Source organism: Shimia sp. MIT910701 (assembly GCF_047126315.1).
In the GTDB taxonomy this organism is placed as follows: Bacteria; Pseudomonadota; Alphaproteobacteria; order Rhodobacterales; family Rhodobacteraceae; genus Shimia.
Genome location: NZ_CP138953.1, coordinates 3,191,598 through 3,209,599, shown reverse-complemented (window position 1 = coordinate 3,209,599; position 18,002 = coordinate 3,191,598). Strand labels below are relative to the sequence as shown.

Here is an 18,002-nt window from a genome sequence, read left to right as displayed (position 1 = left end):
TTGCAACAAAAAAACGCAGGTCGGGCAGGTCTGTTCCATGGCAACTTATTCTTTCTGGGCGTTGGGCGAGTCCCATGTCTCTGTGTCTGGTGGCGTTTCGCTGGACGGGATCACGCAGGGTGATGGCAGCCACCTTGTGGGAGAAACCATCACGTTGACGGACAACGCCTGGGAACAGATCTCCGTCCGAGATCGCGGCAGCGACACCAACTTTGACGATAATGACGGCAATCAAAGATTGGCGGGATCTCAAACGTTTGACGGCACCACCTACGGCAACAATACGCGGATCGAAGCGGAATACGAGTTTGTTCTGTTGGATCCCAGCACAGGACAGACCTATCGCGTCCTCTCGGTGAACTTCAACAATTCCACTCCAGCCTACGGCACGGTGGAGGGCTTGGCGTTTGTGGACGAGTTCCCTCCAGTTGGCGTGCCGTTGACGGTGATTTCGGCCCGAGAAGGCCCCACCGGCGGCACCGCGGTGGATCAGTCAAATATTGCGGCGCCGCCGTGTTTCACACCTGGGACAATGATCCGGGTACGGGGAGGCGCCAAGCCGGTTGAAGAAATCATGGTTGGTGATTTGGTCAAGACATTGGATCGCGGGTTTCAGCCGGTGCGTTGGGTGGGCGCTGTGAAGCTGGGCCGTGCGGCGCTGCAGGCAAATCCGACATTCCGACCTGTGGTGATCCGCAAAGATGCGTTTGGTGCAGGGCGGCCGCGCCGAGACATGATGGTGTCGCCGCAGCATCGCGTGCTGCTGGACGGCTGGCGGGCCGAGTTGATCTGTGGCGTGCCACAGGTGCTGGCCGCAGCGGCGCATTTGGTGAACGATCGCACGGTGCGCGTTGCGACGCTGGCCGACCAGATCACGTACATTCACCTACAGTTTGATCAGCACGAGATTGTCGAGAGTGACGGGTTGTTGACCGAAGGCCTGTATGCGGGGCCTATGGCATTGAAGAGCTTGCCAAAAGACAGTCGTGCAGAGCTGGGGGCACTGTTTCCTGGTCTGACAAGCGGTGGGTGCGGCAGCCTCGTGCGACCCCTGGCGTGCAAGCAGGAAGTGCAGGCTATTCAGTTGGCTGGGTGACGGATTTGCGAGAAATTGCGCTGTGATGCACTTTACCTCTCGCATCCCGCAAAAAGCTTTGCTAAGACGCGCGGACCATGCGGGTGTGGCGGAATTGGTAGACGCACCAGATTTAGGTTCTGGCGCCGCGAGGCGTGGGGGTTCAAGTCCCTTCACCCGCACCATGGTATCTCTATAAATATTTGTTTTTAAAGTCATTTGGGTTTCGTCCGCCTTTGCAGCCCCCCAGGTGGTCCCCCAATTGATTTTTATGCTTCCGCACTGGCTTCGATCGCCTCTTGGACCTCGGAGATCTTGACCAACGAGATTTTCCCGAGTTTGTAGATCTTCCAGAGCCCCTTGTCTTTCCCGCGGTAGACAGTTGCTCGGCTCATTCCAAAAAGGGTGGGGCACTCGCTAATCCGGGCAAAAATCTTGTCTGATTCTGCCATTATTTGCCCTCCTTCTTCCGCGGACATTTGTCCATGTCGATCTCGTCCCGCCCGCAGGTGGCGCAAAAGTTGTACAGAAATTCTGTCTTGAGCTGACAGGGTGGCGAGGTCGGTTTACCCGAGGTCATTCTCTCTCTCCCGGTTGACGTGAGCCTGTCTCTGGCGTTTCCATTCGTGTCGCCATTCCGTATTTCTCGGATGTCTTGTTGAACTTCGCGACAACAGCGGTGTTTGTGTCGATGCCGAGGTAACTTGCCAGACTCTCGATTCCGATAATGAGATTGAGGCAATCATCGCGAACGTCAAAGCGGCGCGCCTCCCTCTCGTTGTTTGTTTCGGAGTGCTCGTAACGTAGGAAGCTGTCCACGATGTGGCCCGCCGAAACATACGCTTCTAGTGCAAGATCGCTAGCCTTTATTTCGTCATCGAGTGCGCCTGGCATGATGCCGGGTAGTGGTGGTAAGGCCAGCGCGTGCATGAAGAGGTCTAGGGAAACATAAGTGTCCCCAATTTCGTCTGCCACGTCTTCAAGGGTCAGGGTTGTCCCGGCGATATCGCGTTGCGCGCGTAGCCATTTTTTGACCGCCCCCATGACCTCGCCCACTTCATCGGCAACTTCTAGGGCGCGAAAGGCGGGATCCGCTTTGTCGTTGCCGGGCCACTCTTCTTGGCGGGCAATGTTGGCAGCGCGCAGGGTTTCGAAATTCATGGTCATTCACTTACTTCCTCTTGGAAACGGGTTTTCCGGTGTAGACGACATCCCCGATACGGATAGAGACGCGCCCGTCTGGGTGGGTTTTGCAGGGGGTGCCTTTGACCTGGAGGCAGGTGCCTATGGTGATGGTTTTGATCGTCATGAGGTGGCCATTTCCGGTGGCAGCCATTTGTCAATCCGAGCAATCTGATCGCGGCTTAGGCCATGGGCTTCCTGGACGGATGCGTCGGAGAACAGCGCGCCTAGCTCGGCCGCTTTCTCTTTGCGTTTCAGCTTGGTGAACTCGGCCAGGCGCTCGTCGTTGTCTTCGAGGTCGAGCAGCTCGGCCCAAATGGCGGGCAGCAGATCCGCGCGCAGCCGGCCGAAATAGTTGTCTGCGTCCGGCGTCCAGTATTTGCGGATGTCTGGCGGTGCGAGCTCGGCAATCACTTCGCCGGTTTTGTTGGCTGTCGTTGGTACCAAGGTGCGAGCGAGGCCGGCGGCGATAATGGCATTCCGGTGCTTTTTGCCTTTGTCCTGGAACGCCTTAAGAGCGTCCAAGGTGAACTCAGCATCCCAATCTTCGTTCTCGACCGCTTCGAGTCGGGCGTCGATGTGACAGTTGCTATCTTTCTCCGGCCGTAGCGTTGGCTGGTCCAGCGTCACACCAAGGGGGCGCTTCCAGGCTCGGGCGCCGTTCTCGATCTGCCAACCGAGGATGTCCAAAAGAAGCTCATGCTTTGCGATGAGTGCGGCCTGTTGGGTCGCCAGCGCAATGCGATTTAGATCGTCCAGCGCGTTCTGGGGCAGCGCAGGCTTGCTGTTGCCACTTCCTTTGGTGCCTGACTTCGTTGTTTTCTGCTCTTTATTCTGCTTGCGGAAAGCGCGCTCGACACAGAGCGCGCCTTGACCGTTGACCAGGACAAAGACGCCGCCGCCCGCGATGTCTGCTTCATCAAAGTCACCGCGTGTCCTGTTTCGCAGATTAGTCAGTTTTTCCCGATCTTCGTCAGAAAGCTCCCAGTGATAAGCGCTTTCCAGTTCGGTCAAATCTGCTTGGTCCGCTTCAGGCAGTTCAACGTTTTCAGGATGAAGGCGGTCCATGCAGCTGTGCATGTCGTACGGCAGATACGTGTCGTCGATGTGTGTTGCCCAACTCCAGCCTTCATCCTTTCGGATCTGCTCCGTTTTTGTTTCAAGCTTGGCAGCAAAGAGCCTGTTCAATAGGTCTTCGTTGTGCAGGTAGGCGTTTTCTTCAAATAGGTCTTCAGTAATGGCGCCGCCTTCTGCCTGATACGCATCAAGGCCGACAAACACCGCACGGCGATCTGTTGAAAGTACGGATTTGGGGTTCAGAGCCTCTCTGATCTGATACACATGACGGATCTCGCCTTGCTCAATCGCGTCAATAACGGCCTTTTGCAGCGTAGAGTCATTGCCAACAGTTAAAGCCTTGGCGGCGTCCAGATTGATTTTGTTGGCCTTCAGCAGGTCCAGCGCTCTGTCTGGTAGTGCGGCGAGCTTTAAGCGGCGCCTTACGTGTGATTGGCTGCAGCCGAAGGCGGAGGCGATTTGGCTGCGGCTAATACCGGCCCGGTCCTGATCGCGATAGGCGCGAATTTCGTCTGCGGGGTGTAGTGGCCGATGCGTAACGTTAGCAGCGCCGGCCCAGCTTAGTGCCGTGAGCTCGTCTTCGGTGACCTTGACCTCCACCTCGGTGATTGCACCATCGGTATGGGCCAAGTGCTGCAGCGCGCGGAGGCGGCGCCCGCCGTCCACTATCCCGATCGCATCGCGTGTCGGATCCGCATAGCCGGCAAGATTGTGAATAACGCCACCAACCTGGATGGATCGCGCAAGCGCCTCGATCTCATTGTGGTCGACGTCCTGTCTTGGGTTGAAGGGGTGAACGTAGAGCTGATCCAGCGGGATTGTGCGGGTTTCAATTCCGGTTGTCATTGCGAAGAAGCCTCCGGTTTTTAGTGTTTGGTTTGTTTTCCAGTCGCATCACCACCCCTCCTGAAACGCCGTCGCGCGGGCGTCGGCCGCCAGTACGGTGTGCGCTGTTTTGCCAATGGCTTGGCTCGCTACGTGGATCAAAATGGCGGTCACAATGGCAATCGCCAGCGTCACCAGGTAGACCTTCTCGGCGCGCTTGGGGTTCTCGCGGCGCTTCGATCTCTCGATGTGTGAACCATCCATTTGGCATCACTCCCGACCATCGTTTTCGGCTTCCAATCCCCATTCGCAGAGAGTGCGCACCGCATCGGCGATGCTGGTGTTGTCTGTCGTTGCTTTCGCGCGGATCTCTTCGAAAGTGTCGGGGTCAAAGCGGGTTGAAATCTGCACCATGCCGGAAGGCTGAGTATGCCCCCTGGCAGGCCCTTGCGGCATCTGTTGGCCTCTGGGTTTTCCTCTTTTGGCCATATGTTTACCAACCACTGTTAAAGCCGGATGCGGCGACAACGTAGAGTTGGTGGCCGTATTCCATGAGAGCGGAACCAGGTCGCGCAACCGCGTGGGTGGCGTTCAGGTAAGCGCGCAGGCCGAGCAGCCAAATTATGGGGATGGCGGTCAGGGCGGCGTAAGACAGTTTCAACTGGCTAAACATGCAAAAATCCTCTTGCGGTTTGCGCGGCACACACGGGGTGTCGTTGTTGTGAGTGGTGGTCTTTTGGTGTGTGCCGCGCCGGGCGGGGTGGGCTGGCCTGTCAGCCCTGGGGAAGAAAAGTGCCGGGAGCTCTCATGGGGATCTGAGATGGGTCGCCCCCGGCAAGGGGCCTGAAGTCGGAAAATCGAGACAGAGATCCTCCTTTTGGTGACTTCAGGGGGAGTGTGCGGGCGGCGGCGCAATGCCGTTTCTAATTCGATCAATGCTGTCGAGGGTGCAGGTGATGCTGCGCGTTTCGCGTTTTGCGGACGCGACCCAGAGGTCAACGGCATCCCGTTCTGACCAGGCAATGACGCTGACGCCGTGAAGGGTGATTTCATAGGCGGCGTTGGCCGTGCCGTATTCCCCTTCGCGGGGGAATAGGTAGGTGCCGTCGCTGTTCAGAACCTGGTTTGCGAAAGCATCAAGCCGATCAAGCCCTTCCTTGCCATCGATGGCGTCCAGAACGCCGGCAATGCGATCTTTTTGAGAAGCGAGGGTCGCGGCGTCCATCACGCGCCGGCCTTCTGATTTTGGCGGCTGGTGCGCACCTGAAGCATGGGTTGCCCGCGACGGGATTTGAGCACCGCCCAAGCCATCCAGCGCATTTGGAATGTATCGGTTGAGCGGGGATTTGCGACGACGCGCAGGGCGCAAGTAACGGCACACATTCAGATGACCTCCGGTTTCGAATTGAGGTCACGCTATGATAAGAAACTTGTCATTGCAAGAAGATAATGACAAGAAAGTTGTCACAGTAGCTTGCCGCTAGCTAACCAGGAAAGAAATTACCCCTGCCGTTTCGTGTCCAGCAGGGGCTAATCTCGAGGTTGATTCTGTGTGAAGGGGCTTAGTGCAGTGATTGCTCTGGTCCGTCCAGATAGCCCCATTTTGTAGCGACCGCGATCGCTTGATTAAGGGTTTCGCAATCCAGGCTGCGCATGGCCTTTTTTACGCGAGCAGCTATGGCGCCTTTTGTTAGGCCGAGTTCGCCTGCAAGTTCATTTTGTCGGATTCCGGAGGCCAAGGCGCGCAACACCTCAATTTCCTTCTCTGTAAGGAAGGCTCCACGGGCAACGCGATTGACGATCTTTTGAAAGGACTGTTGCAGATGTTGCATTTCAATGTCGGTAAACTCGCGGGTGGAATGAGCTACGGAAAGCAGTGATCGACCGGGACCGGCTGCAATGCAGTGTGCTGTGCCAAAGTTGATGCCGTGACGTTTTGCCTTGGTGAGAACACCAAGGGGATCCTTGCTGTTGATTTCAGACCAACGAATTTTGCCGGTGTTATAGAGCGCCCATTGAACGACAGGGTCGCCGATTTGATTATACCAAGATTGGTACTCTTTGGCCCATGCGTCTGGATAGCTCCAGTCCATTAGGCTGTATCGCCCAAAGCGAAAGTTCAACGTAACGGTGTAGCCCGCCTCCGCGATCTCCTGGATAGGCTTGATTAGAGAATCGTATTCTTGCCCAGGGATGAGCTTTAAGGAACCTTTGTAAAACAATGTTTTCTTCCCTCGGTTTTGTAAAAAAGTACAACCCCCACCGCTGAAAGTTTTTGAATAAAATACAGTTTTCAAAATCTGTGCTTGAGTGCAAGAAGTTTTTTCCCTCCTTTGGTTCGCAATTTAGAGGAGAGTGAATTTTGGACGTTAAAGTGCTTCGGTTTCCCGCCAACGTGGACGATTGGGATCTGGTTGTCGATTTCCTAAGACTGCGTACGGATGTGTTTGTGGGGGAGCTGGGCTGGAGCCTCCCAACGCATCGCGGCCTAGAGTTTGAGCAATACGATAGCTTTCAGAATGTAGTGTATGTGTTGGCCATTGAGGGTGGTTCAGTCGTTGCTGGAGGTAGGTTGGTCCGGACGGATGCCCGGCAGCCCGGAGGATCTTACACCTATATGATCAAGGATGCGCATGAGGGGCGGTTGCCCGGCATGCCTGCGCAATTGTGTTTTGAGGCGCCGCCTACTGACCCTGACATTTGGGAATTGACCCGCATTGCAGCGCCGCGCTCGAGGGTGGGTGCTAAGCGGGTTTGTGAGGGGGTTAATGATTTTCTAAAAGGGCAAGGGGCCAAGTATTGCTTGGGGCTGGGTGCTCCCAGCTTGATGAAGTTGATGGGCGTTTTTGGGTATAGGCCGCAGCCGATCGGTTGGCTTACGAGTAACCATGACGGTAGTTTTTTGGCGTTCCAGTGCGAGGTCCGCTATGACTGAGCAGGAACGAATTGACGCCTTGATGTCGGCGGCGCGGGAAACCGGTTTTACGATCGACTTTTTGGATCAGCTCGCGATGGGTTTGTCGAGCAACGCATTTCGAAGGTTCATTGGCAACGCATTGATGTCGCCTTCGTATATGAAGTCCAAGGAGAGCCCATACGTTTTCCGGAGTGCGCGCGCGCCATCTAAGCCGATCCGGTGATTGCCGTTTTCCCAGTTGTTGAGCTGGGCGCGTTTTAGGTTCGCCTTCACGGCGTATTCGTCTTGTGTAAGTCCAAGAAGGGCGCGGTGCCAGCGTAGTCTGGCGGAGATATCTGCAAAGGGCTTGTCCATAGCTGCATTCTCCAATGACAAGAAAGTTGCCACAATCGATACTTTTTGTCTTGCTTAATGATAAGAAAGTTGTCATTTCTGGCGCATGTCAGATGTAAAATCTATCGTTGCGGCCGTTGGGTCCGAAAAGATTCAGGAAAAAACCGGCAAGTCGGAGCACTCGGTGCGTGCTGCAATCCGTGACAAGCTCTTTCCGGCAAAGTGGTATCCGGTGATCAAAGAACTTTGCGCGGATGTGGGCGAGGAATGTCCGTTGCATCTGTTCAACTTCATTCAGTCTGAAGAGGCGCCTTCTTCGGAGGACGCGGCATGAGGCATGAGCGGGGCGATATGTTTCGGTCTGGGTCATGTCCTGATGATGCCAGCAAACGTCTGGAAACTTCTTTCCGCGGCGATGATGATTTTCCCTACGCCAACAGTGACGGGCCGGAAAATAATGTCCGCATCAATCGTGTGAGCCTCCAGGACGTAGCGCGTGAGCGGTTTGCCGACTTGTTGCGTGTGGCTTTCCCCGCCCGCGACGATGCAGGCGTCGCGCGCCGATGTTCCGAGGTGATGGGTGTCACAGAAAAGACCGTGCGCGGGTGGCTCAAAATGGAGCACAGCGCGCCTTTCGACATCGTCTTTGCCATCGGCTGCATGGTGGGCGTTTTCAAGGTCATGGAAGTGATGACGCGCGGCGAGTCCCGTCACACCGTTTTAGGCAAAATTGTACAGGGAGCGGCCCGTGTCTTTGGCAGATGAATTCTTCATGCTTTTGAAAAGCGACATGAGCTCGGCGGCGATTGATCAGCTGGTCACGCGCCCAGGCTTATGGATCCGCAACACTCTTGTGCATTTCGCGATGGGCTATGTTGGCTGCCACGTTTGGCTGCAGTCGCGCAAGTCTCGCCGCGTTCTACTCTGTTTTGTGGCGGGTTACTGCGCTTTGCAAATCATTCAATTGTTTTCCCCCGGTCGGCTGTCCGTCCTGGTTCTGGACGGCTTCTTTGATGTCTTCGTCCTGATCGCAGGGTGGGCAGCCGCCTTTGTTGTAGCGATGAAAGGTGTTTCCGATGACGCGTGACCAAAAACCAATGTTTGAAGACGAATTTCCAGAATGGGCCGGTTGGCTCGTTGTGGCCATGTTCCTTGCGGCTTTGTTCTTTGGCCTGGGTTTTTGGTACTCCTGCCTGCTGGAGATCCGCACGTGAAGCTGGCGGCGACATATCCTCTTCCGGTGTCGCCGGGACTACCAGCTTTGCTGCTGGCTCGATCTGTTTTCCTCCTCCCTCCAGATCGGGCCAGCAAAATCGCGGGGTGTGCATGATGGAAGTGCAGCACGCCGGACATACAATTCTTGTGAACCCCGCAGCTGGGTTTGTGGTGGTTGGAAAACAGTTCCACCAGGACCAAGTCGCGTGTGATCGTATCCCCTCGCGCATTGCGTTCTATGAGAGGCTGGTCGAGAAATCCAAGGGCGGGAAAGTCTATGAGGCCAAGGTCGCCGCTTTCAAAGAAGCGCAGCGCCTGGTTGGGAAGGCCTAGCCGTGACAGCGCCAACCCATACCGAACATTTTGCTGTTGAACATATGACCTTTGTTTTGCGGCCGGTTGCCGAGGGTGGCGCCACGTTTGCGGTTCTACCTACAGAGGCTGCTAAGTCCAGCGATCGCAAAAAGGTTCTGTTTTCGGGTGGGGTTTCCCCGACTATGCCGGGTCAGCTGCGCAAGCTGGCCGAACGTTTGGAGGAGGTGTTGTCATGACCTGCATCTCTCGCCCGGCGTTTGGACTGGCGGCCAATGCGGTTGCCTTGAAGGCCATTCATAGTGAAGTGCGCCAGCGAGACTACATCAATCTTGCGGAGATGCTTTTGACCCATGCGGGCGCAGATGAACGCGCGCGGCAAGCAACGCTCGCCTTCATCCGAGACAGCCGCCATGACATGCCCACCGCCGGCAAGGCGCTGCAGGAATTTGTTCTGGAATGGTCCAGCGACATTGATCCCCGCCGCCCAAGTGAGGTGCTGGCAGAGTTAGATCTCGAAGCCAAGACTGCGCCCTGGCGTGAAAGGGCGGACCTGCAGTGACCCGAGAACCAGATCCCCGCATCGATGAAATCAAAGACATGTCGGTGCACTACGTTGTGCATAAGCTGGGCCTGAAAGGGCTCACAGAGCGCAACGGGTGGCTGACCGGCCCGTGTTTTGAGTGTGGCGATTTCAGCAAATCGGATTCTGATCGGTTCAACATCAACGTCGAAGACAAAGGCTTCTTCTGCCGCAAAGGGTGCGGTGTTGGTGGCGGCGATATGATCTCGCTCGCCCAGCAGTTTTTGAAGCTGTCGTTTCCGGATGCGCTGACAGAGCTGTGTGGCGATCGGCCGGCGACGGTTGATCCGGAAGTGGTGCGCAAGCGCAAAGAGAAGCAGAAGCGCCTGGCGGATCAAGTAGAAGCCAACAAAAATGCGTACCGGGATCAAGCGATTGCCGCGGCGCGTCGGATCTGGCGCGAGGCGAAGTATGAGTCGCAACATCCTATATTGCTTGAATATTTTGAGCGTCGGGGCATCGCGCGCGCGCTCCTCCCGATTATTCCAAAGTCCCTGCGGTTTCACCCAAAACTCCGCTATGCGGAATGGTTCAAGGACCGGCAAGAGTGGGTCACAATCCACGAGGGGCCAGCGATGGTGGCGGCAGTGGTGGCGCCTGACGGTGTTGGTCGGGCGGTGCACCGCACCTGGCTGGATCTCGATCAGCCTAAAGGCAAAGCTGCAATCACCTATGAGGGTAAGAAGTACGACGCCAAAAAGGTGCTTGGTTCCAAAAAGGGCGGAGCCATCCCGCTGTGTGACGCGGCCGGTGGCACCACGTTGGTGATGGCGGAAGGCATCGAGACCACGCTCACGGCCATGATCGCGCGTCCCTATGAAAATGCGACCTATTGGGCTGGCGTCGACCTCGGCAACATGTCGGGCAAGATGATGCGCGGTAGGGGGCTCAAATACGCTGGCCTGCCAAAAATGGACGATGCAGAGGCCTTTGTTCCGCCGGAATGGGTCAAGCGATTGGTGTTTGTCCAGGACGGCGACAGCGAACCCAAAATGACCCGCGCCAAATGCCTGAGCGGGCTGCGCCGCGCGGCCAACTTGAGGCCGGGGATCGAGACGCAGCTTGTGCATCCGGGCGGCAATTTCGACTTGAACGACATTCTAACACGACCGCCAGAGCAACTGGCGGCGCATTAAGAGAGGGCGCACTATGGATGATCGCATGGAAAAAGTGCGCGGCGCGTTTGCGGCCGCAGAAACCATCGAGAATGACGCGCCTGACGTTTCAGATCATCGGGAAGAACCGCGCTCCTCTCCCGGTGACCTGGATCTTGGCGAGGAAGGCCCACCCATGATCGAAGATGGCGACGGGGAGAGCATCTTGCCGTCGGATTTTCCGGTTCAACCGCTTGGCATGGCCGCAGGCAAGTTTCACTTTCTGACCGCCCGCGGTGAGATGGCGGAGCTGTCGGCCGGCGCGATGGCGAACCGTGCCAACCTCGTGGCCTTGGTCGCGGGTGCCGACGATCCGATAGGGCACCTTGGCAGCATCGCGGAGCCAAAGGGACGTAAAGACAATGGGTTCAACCTGGCAGGGGCTGCTGACGCGTTGATGCAAGCCTGCAGCGCGCTGCCGCTCTATGACGCCACAATGCCCATTCGCCACACCGGTACCTGGCGCGGCGCGTCCGGGCATCCGATCGTGCACAAGGGCGAGAGTATCGAGGCTCCAGGGGACGAGAGCCGAAACGGCCGCATGATTTCACGCGCGCTCTACCCGGCGGTGCCGTCCCGGCCGATGCCGGCTGATAAACCGGCACAAGCGGATGACATCGCATGGGTCCGCGAACGGTTGCAGCGCTTCTGGAGCTGGGCTGGCCCCACAGATGCCGACGTGATGATCGGTTGGGTCGGGCAGGCCGCATTGGGGCAATACCCCAGCTGGCGGACACACATGTATGTCAAGGGCAAGCACGGCTCGGGCAAAACCACGTTGACCAAAATCGTGTCCTCATTGCTTGGGGGCATGTCCACGGGCGTTAAGAACTCCACCAGTGCAGCCGCCATTCGACAAACCACCAATCGCCAGGCGATTGCGCGGGTGTTTGATGAGGCGGAAGCCGATGAAAGCGGTGCAAGCGCGGACGTGGTCGCGCTGTTTCGATTGATGTCGGATGCTGAAGGCGCCCAGGTGGAGCGTGGCACGGCCGATCATTCCGGTATCCGCTTTGAGCTATACGGTGCCGGATACTTGGCGTCAGTCATTCCGGCAGCGATGACCAGCGCCGATCGATCTCGTTTCACTATTCTCAACATCTCTGAGCGCGAAAGCGATGATGATCCGACGATGCAAGCTATGTGGCTGGAAGAGTTGCAGCAGGATGCTTTGGAGCTGGGCGCGGGCGTTTGGCGGCGGATGCTGGATCTAGCGCCGACACGCTGGGACAAGACGTTCCGGATCTACAACGCCTTGGTGCAGGAACTCGGTGCGCGCGCGCGCTCCGGTGACACCATCGGGGCCATTCTGGCGGGGTGGGATCTGATGTTGTTTGACGCGCCTTTGGTTGATCCCGACTCGGGAGAACCCGATTTCAAACGTATGGAACAGGCCAAGGCCATCGCCCAGCCCCTTGTTGAGGTGTCCCAAGAGGCGGAGGACGAAGGTGAGGGCGAGCGGTGTCTGCGGACAATATTTGCCTCGCTACTTCAGAAGGATCACGGGGGCGTCACTACGGTGGCAGAACTCATCGAGCTTTCTCAGACCTCCGACGACAAACCACCTGTTTACGAAAACAAGCTGCTGGGGCGCCTAGGGCTGCGTGTCCTTCCGGGCAGACCGTATGAGCGAGAACTGTTTGTCGCAAATGGTCAGAACCCCATCCTAGACCGCGCTCTGGCCGGCACACGCTGGCGCAATGGCGGCCACAGGGCGGCTTTGGACACCATTAAGGGGGTCGCGCCATCACCCAAGCCGCAGCGTGTCGCAGGACGGCTTACCCGCGGGCTCATCATTCCCGCGCGTCTCCTTCCGGGTGGAAAAATCATAGAACCGGCGGGCGCGGGTGACACAGAAAACGATACGGTGGAGGGGCAAGCGTAACGCAATCGTAACGGTTTAAGTTACGGTCATAAGGGTCTGAAATGGCGTGTAAATTTCCTGACATTTTGAGAAAGTTACGGTGTTACGCTTTTGGCGGGACACATAAGGTGTGCGTGCACGTGAAGCCATATTTAGGAATAGCCGTAACACCGTTACATAACTCTATTTTCTACAGAAAAGTGAATGAAACAAGCGACTTGCGGCGAAACGGTGGGCGTTACGTTGGTGTTACGGTCGCGGAACAAACGTAACAGGGCAAATTGGAGCGGTTGGAATGATGATGGGGCAGGTCAAAACAGGGACGATGGACTGGTATGCGGTGCGGATGAAGCCGCTGAACAACCGCGGCCGTCGCATGGTGGAGCTGGGCACGAAAAAAGAAACCTACACCGCCCGCAACGGGCAAGAGCGGGTGCGCCCGGTCAAAGGCACCGGCACCAAGCACCTGGTGCATGAGGTCTTGCTGCGCCGAAACGGGTTTGATGTCTTCCTGCCGGTCAAACTGGAATGGCGGCGCAAGCATCGATGCACCAAGGAGAAGCAGCTGGTGGCCTTTCCGTTGCTATCGGGGTGGCTGTTTGTCGGCTGGCTGTCGGCACAGCCTCGCTGGGATGATCTCATGGCGCTCGATGTGGTGAGCGGGGTGCTGGGCACCGGTGGTCGCCCCGCCCGAATCAGTGAGGCGCGCATGTCCAAACTGATGCGCCGATGGGGTGGCGGCCTCGCTGCGCCAGAACATCGTCGATTTCAGCGGACCCATGCGGAATACGATGTGGGTGATCGTGTACAGGTGATGCAGGGCACCTTTGAAGGCGTCGAAGTTTCCGTTGTTGCACTGGAGGATAGTGGTGCGAAGGTAGCGTTTCAGTTCTTTGGTCGGGAGGTGGAAACGACGATCCAGGCCGATCAATTGGAGCCAGTTGTGCACTGAGCGATCGTGCAGAAAATTCTTGACCTTTGGAATTCAGGCACGTTAACGGGGAAATAGGACGATCCAAAGCGGTCCCTGCCAATGAGGTAACACAGCGATCACGCTGGAAGGGCAAAACCGTGGACCCGACATTCGCACTAGGCAAGAGCCGCGCTGCGAATGACAGTGCTACTGCAATGTTTGACGAGGCCCGGCTGAAAAGCACGGGCTTTTCGCTTTTAAGGTACATGCACCCAAAGCCGGAGTGGTGCCCGGCATGACAATTCCCTCAACCTTCGGATACCCAATGAGTGCAACCCTGACGTTGGACCACAGCGATTTGACGCGTGGCCTGACCCATCTTCAAGCAGAGCAGGCTCCCTATGCAGCGGCGCGCGCTTTGACGGATACTGCCTGGGGTGCGGCGCGCGGGCTAAAGGGGCACATGTCCGAGGTGTTCGACAATCCCACTGCGTTTACCCGGAATGCGTTTCGGGCGATCGGGGCCACCAAAACCAACCTTGAAGCGCAAGTTCTGCCAAAGGATCGGATTGCAGGCCGGCACTATCTGTTTACGCAGGAAGAGGGCGGTGTGCGGCCGCAAACCGGAATTGAGAAACTGCTGAGCAAACACGTGGCGTTTGACGGGGTTTTGCAAACGGCGCTGCCTGCGGATGATGCCAAGCTGAACCGTGCCGGCAACCTGAGTGCGGCTCAGATCCAACGGCTTCTGTCCGGTCTCGGCGCGCAGCGCGATCGCCACCAGAACACCACGGCCACCTCTCGCAAGCGCCAGAAGTCGCGGGAAACCTACTTTGTCCCGCGCCAAGGATTGGCACCGGGTGTCTTTGCTCGTCAGGCCAATGGTCGCTTGAAGATGATCCTCGCCTTCACATCCAGCGCTGCTCACTACCGCAAGCGCCTCGGCTACGAAGAATTTGTCGCGGACTACATGGATGAGCATTTCCCAGACGCCTTCTGGCTCTGGCTCGATCGAGCGATGGAGACCCGCCGATGACGCGGGCCCTAGCGCTTGGCCATCATCAACCTGGTTTCGGCTTTGCTCTCGGCTTTGTCGCGCCAGCACTTATAGGCCAGCCATGGGTTAAGAAGCAGCATGCTCAAGCCCAAGGTTGGGATGGCGACCACAAGCACAACAAACCCAGCACCGGTAAAGCTGTGGACCCAAAAGTAGATGGGGCCAAACAGGATCGACCACAGCCAGGTCAGTCCGGTGCTTTCATTCAAGTCGCGCTTGAGAAGGGCAATGTCCTGGCTGTCTTGTTGCGTTTCTTCCAAAAGGGTTTTGGCGGGTTGGTCTGTCATAACGTGAAACCTTTGACTAAACTTGGTGGTCGCATTCTGCCGCTTCTCTCTTGGATTGAAAGAAAAATCTCTCGGGTCCTTCCTGGCACCTTCGCCACACGGGTAATTCGCGCCCTGTTTTGTGGGATTTTTTTGGTTTCTGAGAAACACGTAGGTTGTGGTTGTTGTTGTGGTTTGGGGGGCGGGTATGTCTGAGACGCCCACCACGCTGACGGTTGCAGATTGGCCGGGTCTGGAGGATTGGCTTGAGGCGCACCCATTGCCGGACGGGGTCGAAGATCTCGACATGAACATGGCGGAGCTGTCGACTGTTGTGAACGTGTCGACCAACGCCATCAACGGTTGGCTGAAGCAGCGCGATAACCCCCTGCCGTGTGTGGCGCGGGGCGGCAATGGGCGCGAATATGTCCTGCGCTATTCGTGGTTTCATGCATGGAAGGCACGCGGCGAGGCGCTGAAGAAAAGCAAAGACCAGGCGCTGGCTAAGTTGCAGGGTCAGCTTTTTGGGGTGGAGCCGGAGCAAAGCGCAAACGGCTTGTCGCCCAAGCAGGTGAGTGAAGTATCTGAAGCCCGGATGAAGCATGCCCAGGCAGCCAAGATGATGGGCATTCTGACCGAGTTGGAGGCCTGCTACCGGCTGTTTGATAAGGTGTTTATCCGGTTCCGCGACAGCGCCATGGGGATGTCTGACCGCTTAGAGCGTGAGCTCGGCCTGTCGGCACCGCAGGCGCGGCAGGTCGATCGGGCAATGGAAGAAATGCTGACCTCCCTGATTGAAGAGATCGGCGAAAACGACATCGGCAAAGGCTATGAGGCCAACCTCGACATGCATCCGCAGCTGGTGAATGAAACATGACCTATAGCCGGTTTGAATTTGCGCCGCTGCCGCCGTACCGCGATCCGCGGGATGCTTTGGCCAAGGCGTTGCCATCTTTGGCGCCGCCGCGCCGGATTTCTGTGGTGGAATCGTCTGAGGCGTCTATGCGTGTGAACATCAACAACGCCTGGACGCGGTTCCGCCGCGAAACCGTGCCTTATATGATCGAGCCGATGAACATGGCGACATCGCGGGACTACAAGGCGATGGTTTTTGTGGGCCCATCCCGGTGCGGCAAAACCATGTTGCTCAACTCGGTGTGGTCGCATTCGATCACCAGCGATCCAGCGCGCATTGGGTTCTACTTGGATGAGCGGGCCACGCGCGACAGCTATGAGCGCAACAAGTTCTCGCCGATTGTGCGCAACTCTCCGGACCTAGCGGCCAAACGCGGTTCCGGGCGGGGCTCTGACACGATCGACAGCAAGATTTTTGAGGGGGGAACGCACATCACGCTGGATATTGTCAGCGGCTCGCGCCTTCAGGAGCGGGACCTGCGGATCGCTCTGGCGACAGAGTTTGATCAGTATGGTCCGGATGTCGATGGAGAAGGTGAGCCACTAGAGTTGATGCTCAACCGAACCCTGATGGCAGGTTCGCGAGGCATGGTTGTGATTGAAAGCTCGCCTCGCGCGCCTGTTTTGGATGAAAGCGAGGTCAGCGCAGACCCTCATACACCGCCAAAAGTTAGTTACGGGGTGTTCGCGCATTATCCCAACACCACAAGGGGACGCCTGTATTGGCCGTGTGCCTGCTGTGGCACCATGTTTGTGCCAAGCTATGACATGTTGGTTGTACCAGAGAGCGCGGACGATCAGGAGGCCGGGCAGGCGGCTAAGATGCGCTGCCCCTCCTGCAAAGACCTGATCTCTCCGGATCATAAGATTGAGATGCTGACCGAAGCCGACTGGTATCATATGGGTGTGGAAGGCAAACCCGTCACCCTGCAAAGCGGCGATGTGATTGATACCGATTTGTTGGGCTATTGGCTGGACGGAACACAAGCGGCGTTCATGCCTTGGGCAGACATTGTGATTAAGATGCGCCAGGCAGAACGCGCTTTTGCTGCCACCGGCGATGAGGGCAAACTGCGCACCGCTATCAATACCCGGATTGGCACAGCTTATCGCGCTCGGGCCGGCAGCGGTGGTGAGATCGCGCTGGAGGACCTGATCCGGAAGGCTGAGACAACTCCGTCGCAGCAAGCGGTGGCACCAGAGTGGACGGCCTTCATTCTGCTGTCGGTGGACACGCAAGGCACCTATTTCAGCGTCGGCGCCACGGCCTTTGGTTTGGACGGTCGGCATCAACCGATCGACCGCTTTGATTTGAACACGCCACCGGATGGGCCAGACGGCCCGTCCAAACGGGTTTTGAAGCCGGGCGTTTATGCCGACGATTGGAAGGTGCTGGATGCGCTGGAAACCAAACGCTGGCCGGTTGCGGGCAGTGATTGGGAGTTGGGCGCGGTTGCGGCCACGGTGGACATGCAGGGCGAGCGGGCCACAACCGACAACGCCTATAAATTCCTACGCCGCCGCCGTGGTGAGGGCAAAGGCACGTTTTGGCATCTTTCCCGTGGGCGTGGCCTGACGAAAAAGAAGGATTATCCGGATCGGGTGTGGCAGGCGCGGCCAGAAACCGTGTCCTCCAAAAACAAGAAGCGCAAAGTCGCCAAGGACATTGTGATACTAAACATGGCGGCCGATCGTTTGAAAGACGCGGTCTCTGCGAGCCTGGTCATGACGGAGGAGGGGCCAAACTACTGCGCCATTCCGGATTGGATGAGCAAGGACCAGCTGACGGAAATGACGGCCGAGCGCCGCGATGACAGCGGCCATTGGGAAAAGCGCCCCGGCTTTATCCGCAACGAAAGCCTCGACCACCTGGTGCAGGCGCGTGCCACCTTCATCATCATCGGCGGGGAGCGGATCAATCCGGACGCCGCGCCGGATTGGGCCCGTCTGGATCCGTCCAACCCGTTTGCGCGGTTTGTTGGCGAACCGGCAACCGCGCCATCGGAGCCGGAACCGGCGCCAGAAGTGGCCTCATGGATACCGCAGAGGGACAATTGGCTATGAGCGACACCGCAGCAGAGCTCGCAAACCTGAAAAAGATGTACGCCAAAGGCGTGACCAGCCTGGAGCAGGGCGGCGAGAAAGTTGCCTTTGCCGATGGTGCCGAGCTGCGCCGCCGGATCGCTGATCTTGAAGCGCAGTTGAAACGGGAAACCGGCGGCGGTGGGTCGGGCGGGTTTCACTACCCATCATTTGATAAGGGTCTCTGACACGTGACATTGCATTGGACGGACAAAGCGCTTGCGGTGGTATC

26 protein-coding genes and 1 tRNA gene are annotated in these 18,002 nt (G+C 57.4%); 17 read left to right on the top strand and 10 right to left on the bottom strand.

Annotation, left to right across the window (positions count from 1 at the left end):
• The first annotated feature begins 37 nt into the window (after nucleotides 1-37).
• The gene (locus SIB38_RS15535; protein WP_294114537.1) at nucleotides 38-1,096 is read left to right on the top strand and encodes a Hint domain-containing protein; all 1,059 of its coding nucleotides are present in this window, start codon (nucleotides 38-40) and stop codon (nucleotides 1,094-1,096) included.
• A gap of 79 nt (nucleotides 1,097-1,175) precedes the next feature.
• Nucleotides 1,176-1,260, top strand: a tRNA-Leu gene (locus SIB38_RS15530).
• An 84-nt stretch (nucleotides 1,261-1,344) separates the two neighbouring features.
• Here SIB38_RS15530 and SIB38_RS15525 read toward each other — a convergent pair.
• The 8 genes from SIB38_RS15525 to SIB38_RS15490 form a co-directional block, all read right to left on the bottom strand.
• Complete coding sequence (locus SIB38_RS15525) at nucleotides 1,345-1,527, bottom strand: helix-turn-helix transcriptional regulator (RefSeq protein ID WP_412550564.1); 183 nt, start codon at nucleotides 1,525-1,527, stop codon at nucleotides 1,345-1,347.
• A 124-nt stretch (nucleotides 1,528-1,651) separates the two neighbouring features.
• Nucleotides 1,652-2,242, bottom strand: a complete 591-nt coding sequence (locus tag SIB38_RS15520; RefSeq protein ID WP_412550563.1) for a MazG-like family protein — start codon at nucleotides 2,240-2,242, stop codon at nucleotides 1,652-1,654.
• 138 nt (nucleotides 2,243-2,380) lie between these two features.
• Nucleotides 2,381-4,180, bottom strand: coding sequence for a ParB/RepB/Spo0J family partition protein (locus SIB38_RS15515; RefSeq protein ID WP_412550562.1), 1,800 nt, complete (start codon nucleotides 4,178-4,180; stop codon nucleotides 2,381-2,383).
• Between the two features lie 48 nt (nucleotides 4,181-4,228).
• Nucleotides 4,229-4,423: a hypothetical protein gene (locus tag SIB38_RS15510; protein WP_412550561.1), complete on the bottom strand. Its 195-nt coding sequence runs from the start codon at nucleotides 4,421-4,423 to the stop codon at nucleotides 4,229-4,231.
• Nucleotides 4,424-4,429: 6 nt separating this feature from the next.
• Nucleotides 4,430-4,573, bottom strand: a complete 144-nt coding sequence (locus SIB38_RS15505) for a hypothetical protein (protein WP_412550560.1) — start codon at nucleotides 4,571-4,573, stop codon at nucleotides 4,430-4,432.
• 79 nt (nucleotides 4,574-4,652) lie between these two features.
• Entirely contained in the window at nucleotides 4,653-4,832 is a 180-nt protein-coding gene (locus SIB38_RS15500) for a hypothetical protein (RefSeq protein ID WP_412550559.1), read from the bottom strand.
• Nucleotides 4,833-5,045: 213 nt separating this feature from the next.
• Nucleotides 5,046-5,384, bottom strand: coding sequence for a hypothetical protein (locus SIB38_RS15495; RefSeq protein ID WP_412550558.1), 339 nt, complete (start codon nucleotides 5,382-5,384; stop codon nucleotides 5,046-5,048).
• Between the two features lie 337 nt (nucleotides 5,385-5,721).
• The gene (locus SIB38_RS15490; protein WP_412550557.1) at nucleotides 5,722-6,456 is read right to left on the bottom strand and encodes an autoinducer binding domain-containing protein; all 735 of its coding nucleotides are present in this window, start codon (nucleotides 6,454-6,456) and stop codon (nucleotides 5,722-5,724) included.
• 65 nt (nucleotides 6,457-6,521) lie between these two features.
• On the opposite strand from SIB38_RS15490, the gene SIB38_RS15485 reads away from it, so the two are divergent.
• Nucleotides 6,522-7,094 (top strand): acyl-homoserine-lactone synthase, encoded by a 573-nt coding sequence (locus SIB38_RS15485; RefSeq protein WP_412550556.1) that lies wholly within the window; start codon nucleotides 6,522-6,524, stop codon nucleotides 7,092-7,094.
• A gap of 66 nt (nucleotides 7,095-7,160) precedes the next feature.
• On the opposite strand, the gene SIB38_RS15480 is transcribed toward SIB38_RS15485, so the two are convergent.
• A complete protein-coding gene (locus SIB38_RS15480; protein ID WP_412550555.1) occupies nucleotides 7,161-7,430 on the bottom strand; it encodes a helix-turn-helix domain-containing protein in 270 nt (89 codons plus the stop codon).
• Between the two features lie 85 nt (nucleotides 7,431-7,515).
• On the opposite strand from SIB38_RS15480, the gene SIB38_RS15475 reads away from it, so the two are divergent.
• The 11 genes from SIB38_RS15475 to SIB38_RS15425 all read left to right on the top strand — a co-directional run bounded on the left by SIB38_RS15475 (nucleotide 7,516) and on the right by SIB38_RS15425 (nucleotide 14,486).
• The gene (locus tag SIB38_RS15475) at nucleotides 7,516-7,743 is read left to right on the top strand and encodes a hypothetical protein (RefSeq protein ID WP_412550554.1); all 228 of its coding nucleotides are present in this window, start codon (nucleotides 7,516-7,518) and stop codon (nucleotides 7,741-7,743) included.
• Nucleotides 7,740-8,174 (top strand): hypothetical protein, encoded by a 435-nt coding sequence (locus SIB38_RS15470; RefSeq protein ID WP_412550553.1) that lies wholly within the window; start codon nucleotides 7,740-7,742, stop codon nucleotides 8,172-8,174. Before SIB38_RS15475 ends, SIB38_RS15470 begins: the two co-directional genes overlap by 4 nt.
• A complete protein-coding gene (locus SIB38_RS15465; protein WP_412550552.1) occupies nucleotides 8,158-8,496 on the top strand; it encodes a hypothetical protein in 339 nt (112 codons plus the stop codon). The genes SIB38_RS15470 and SIB38_RS15465 overlap by 17 nt, the downstream gene beginning before the upstream one ends.
• Entirely contained in the window at nucleotides 8,486-8,623 is a 138-nt protein-coding gene (locus SIB38_RS15460) for a hypothetical protein (RefSeq protein WP_412550551.1), read from the top strand. The genes SIB38_RS15465 and SIB38_RS15460 overlap by 11 nt, the downstream gene beginning before the upstream one ends.
• 112 nt (nucleotides 8,624-8,735) lie before the next feature.
• Entirely contained in the window at nucleotides 8,736-8,957 is a 222-nt protein-coding gene (locus SIB38_RS15455) for a hypothetical protein (RefSeq protein ID WP_412550550.1), read from the top strand.
• A gap of 2 nt (nucleotides 8,958-8,959) precedes the next feature.
• Nucleotides 8,960-9,175 (top strand): hypothetical protein, encoded by a 216-nt coding sequence (locus tag SIB38_RS15450; protein ID WP_412550549.1) that lies wholly within the window; start codon nucleotides 8,960-8,962, stop codon nucleotides 9,173-9,175.
• On the top strand, nucleotides 9,172-9,498 hold the full coding sequence (locus SIB38_RS15445) for a hypothetical protein (protein WP_412550548.1): 327 nt from the start codon (nucleotides 9,172-9,174) through the stop codon (nucleotides 9,496-9,498). The genes SIB38_RS15450 and SIB38_RS15445 overlap by 4 nt, the downstream gene beginning before the upstream one ends.
• Entirely contained in the window at nucleotides 9,495-10,655 is a 1,161-nt protein-coding gene (locus SIB38_RS15440) for a hypothetical protein (RefSeq protein WP_412550547.1), read from the top strand. Before SIB38_RS15445 ends, SIB38_RS15440 begins: the two co-directional genes overlap by 4 nt.
• A 13-nt stretch (nucleotides 10,656-10,668) precedes the next feature.
• The gene (locus SIB38_RS15435; protein WP_412550546.1) at nucleotides 10,669-12,558 is read left to right on the top strand and encodes a hypothetical protein; all 1,890 of its coding nucleotides are present in this window, start codon (nucleotides 10,669-10,671) and stop codon (nucleotides 12,556-12,558) included.
• Between the two features lie 274 nt (nucleotides 12,559-12,832).
• Nucleotides 12,833-13,489, top strand: coding sequence for a transcription termination/antitermination protein NusG (gene nusG, locus SIB38_RS15430; protein WP_412550545.1), 657 nt, complete (start codon nucleotides 12,833-12,835; stop codon nucleotides 13,487-13,489).
• Nucleotides 13,490-13,745: 256 nt separating this feature from the next.
• A complete protein-coding gene (locus tag SIB38_RS15425; RefSeq protein ID WP_412550544.1) occupies nucleotides 13,746-14,486 on the top strand; it encodes a hypothetical protein in 741 nt (246 codons plus the stop codon).
• A gap of 8 nt (nucleotides 14,487-14,494) precedes the next feature.
• On the opposite strand, the gene SIB38_RS15420 is transcribed toward SIB38_RS15425, so the two are convergent.
• Nucleotides 14,495-14,794, bottom strand: a complete 300-nt coding sequence (locus SIB38_RS15420; protein WP_412550543.1) for a hypothetical protein — start codon at nucleotides 14,792-14,794, stop codon at nucleotides 14,495-14,497.
• Nucleotides 14,795-14,981: 187 nt separating this feature from the next.
• On the opposite strand from SIB38_RS15420, the gene SIB38_RS15415 reads away from it, so the two are divergent.
• From SIB38_RS15415 to SIB38_RS15405, 3 genes are read left to right on the top strand one after another with little or no spacing between them, the layout of a single operon-like run.
• Nucleotides 14,982-15,650, top strand: coding sequence for a hypothetical protein (locus SIB38_RS15415; protein WP_412550542.1), 669 nt, complete (start codon nucleotides 14,982-14,984; stop codon nucleotides 15,648-15,650).
• Nucleotides 15,647-17,752, top strand: coding sequence for a terminase gpA endonuclease subunit (locus tag SIB38_RS15410; protein WP_412550541.1), 2,106 nt, complete (start codon nucleotides 15,647-15,649; stop codon nucleotides 17,750-17,752). The genes SIB38_RS15415 and SIB38_RS15410 overlap by 4 nt, the downstream gene beginning before the upstream one ends.
• Nucleotides 17,749-17,958, top strand: coding sequence for a phage head-tail joining protein (locus tag SIB38_RS15405; RefSeq protein WP_412550540.1), 210 nt, complete (start codon nucleotides 17,749-17,751; stop codon nucleotides 17,956-17,958). The genes SIB38_RS15410 and SIB38_RS15405 overlap by 4 nt, the downstream gene beginning before the upstream one ends.
• Nucleotides 17,959-18,002: the final 44 nt, after the last annotated feature.

Excerpts from the sequence above, each read along its gene's own strand:
- SIB38_RS15535 (WP_294114537.1), top strand. The coding sequence starts at position 38 with ATGGCAACTTATTCTTTCTGGGCGTTGGGCGAGTCCCATGTCTCTGTG.
- SIB38_RS15525 (WP_412550564.1), bottom strand. The coding sequence starts at position 1,527 with ATGGCAGAATCAGACAAGATTTTTGCCCGGATTAGCGAGTGCCCCACC.
- SIB38_RS15520 (WP_412550563.1), bottom strand. The coding sequence starts at position 2,242 with ATGACCATGAATTTCGAAACCCTGCGCGCTGCCAACATTGCCCGCCAA.
- SIB38_RS15515 (WP_412550562.1), bottom strand. The coding sequence starts at position 4,180 with ATGACAACCGGAATTGAAACCCGCACAATCCCGCTGGATCAGCTCTAC.
- SIB38_RS15510 (WP_412550561.1), bottom strand. The coding sequence starts at position 4,423 with ATGGATGGTTCACACATCGAGAGATCGAAGCGCCGCGAGAACCCCAAG.
- SIB38_RS15505 (WP_412550560.1), bottom strand. The coding sequence starts at position 4,573 with ATGGTGCAGATTTCAACCCGCTTTGACCCCGACACTTTCGAAGAGATC.
- SIB38_RS15500 (WP_412550559.1), bottom strand. The coding sequence starts at position 4,832 with ATGTTTAGCCAGTTGAAACTGTCTTACGCCGCCCTGACCGCCATCCCC.
- SIB38_RS15495 (WP_412550558.1), bottom strand. The coding sequence starts at position 5,384 with ATGGACGCCGCGACCCTCGCTTCTCAAAAAGATCGCATTGCCGGCGTT.
- SIB38_RS15480 (WP_412550555.1), bottom strand. The coding sequence starts at position 7,430 with ATGGACAAGCCCTTTGCAGATATCTCCGCCAGACTACGCTGGCACCGC.
- SIB38_RS15475 (WP_412550554.1), top strand. The coding sequence starts at position 7,516 with ATGTCAGATGTAAAATCTATCGTTGCGGCCGTTGGGTCCGAAAAGATT.
- SIB38_RS15470 (WP_412550553.1), top strand. The coding sequence starts at position 7,740 with ATGAGGCATGAGCGGGGCGATATGTTTCGGTCTGGGTCATGTCCTGAT.
- SIB38_RS15460 (WP_412550551.1), top strand. The coding sequence starts at position 8,486 with ATGACGCGTGACCAAAAACCAATGTTTGAAGACGAATTTCCAGAATGG.
- SIB38_RS15455 (WP_412550550.1), top strand. The coding sequence starts at position 8,736 with ATGATGGAAGTGCAGCACGCCGGACATACAATTCTTGTGAACCCCGCA.
- SIB38_RS15445 (WP_412550548.1), top strand. The coding sequence starts at position 9,172 with ATGACCTGCATCTCTCGCCCGGCGTTTGGACTGGCGGCCAATGCGGTT.
- SIB38_RS15435 (WP_412550546.1), top strand. The coding sequence starts at position 10,669 with ATGGATGATCGCATGGAAAAAGTGCGCGGCGCGTTTGCGGCCGCAGAA.
- nusG (WP_412550545.1), top strand. The coding sequence starts at position 12,833 with ATGATGATGGGGCAGGTCAAAACAGGGACGATGGACTGGTATGCGGTG.
- SIB38_RS15425 (WP_412550544.1), top strand. The coding sequence starts at position 13,746 with ATGACAATTCCCTCAACCTTCGGATACCCAATGAGTGCAACCCTGACG.
- SIB38_RS15420 (WP_412550543.1), bottom strand. The coding sequence starts at position 14,794 with ATGACAGACCAACCCGCCAAAACCCTTTTGGAAGAAACGCAACAAGAC.
- SIB38_RS15415 (WP_412550542.1), top strand. The coding sequence starts at position 14,982 with ATGTCTGAGACGCCCACCACGCTGACGGTTGCAGATTGGCCGGGTCTG.
- SIB38_RS15410 (WP_412550541.1), top strand. The coding sequence starts at position 15,647 with ATGACCTATAGCCGGTTTGAATTTGCGCCGCTGCCGCCGTACCGCGAT.
- SIB38_RS15405 (WP_412550540.1), top strand. The coding sequence starts at position 17,749 with ATGAGCGACACCGCAGCAGAGCTCGCAAACCTGAAAAAGATGTACGCC.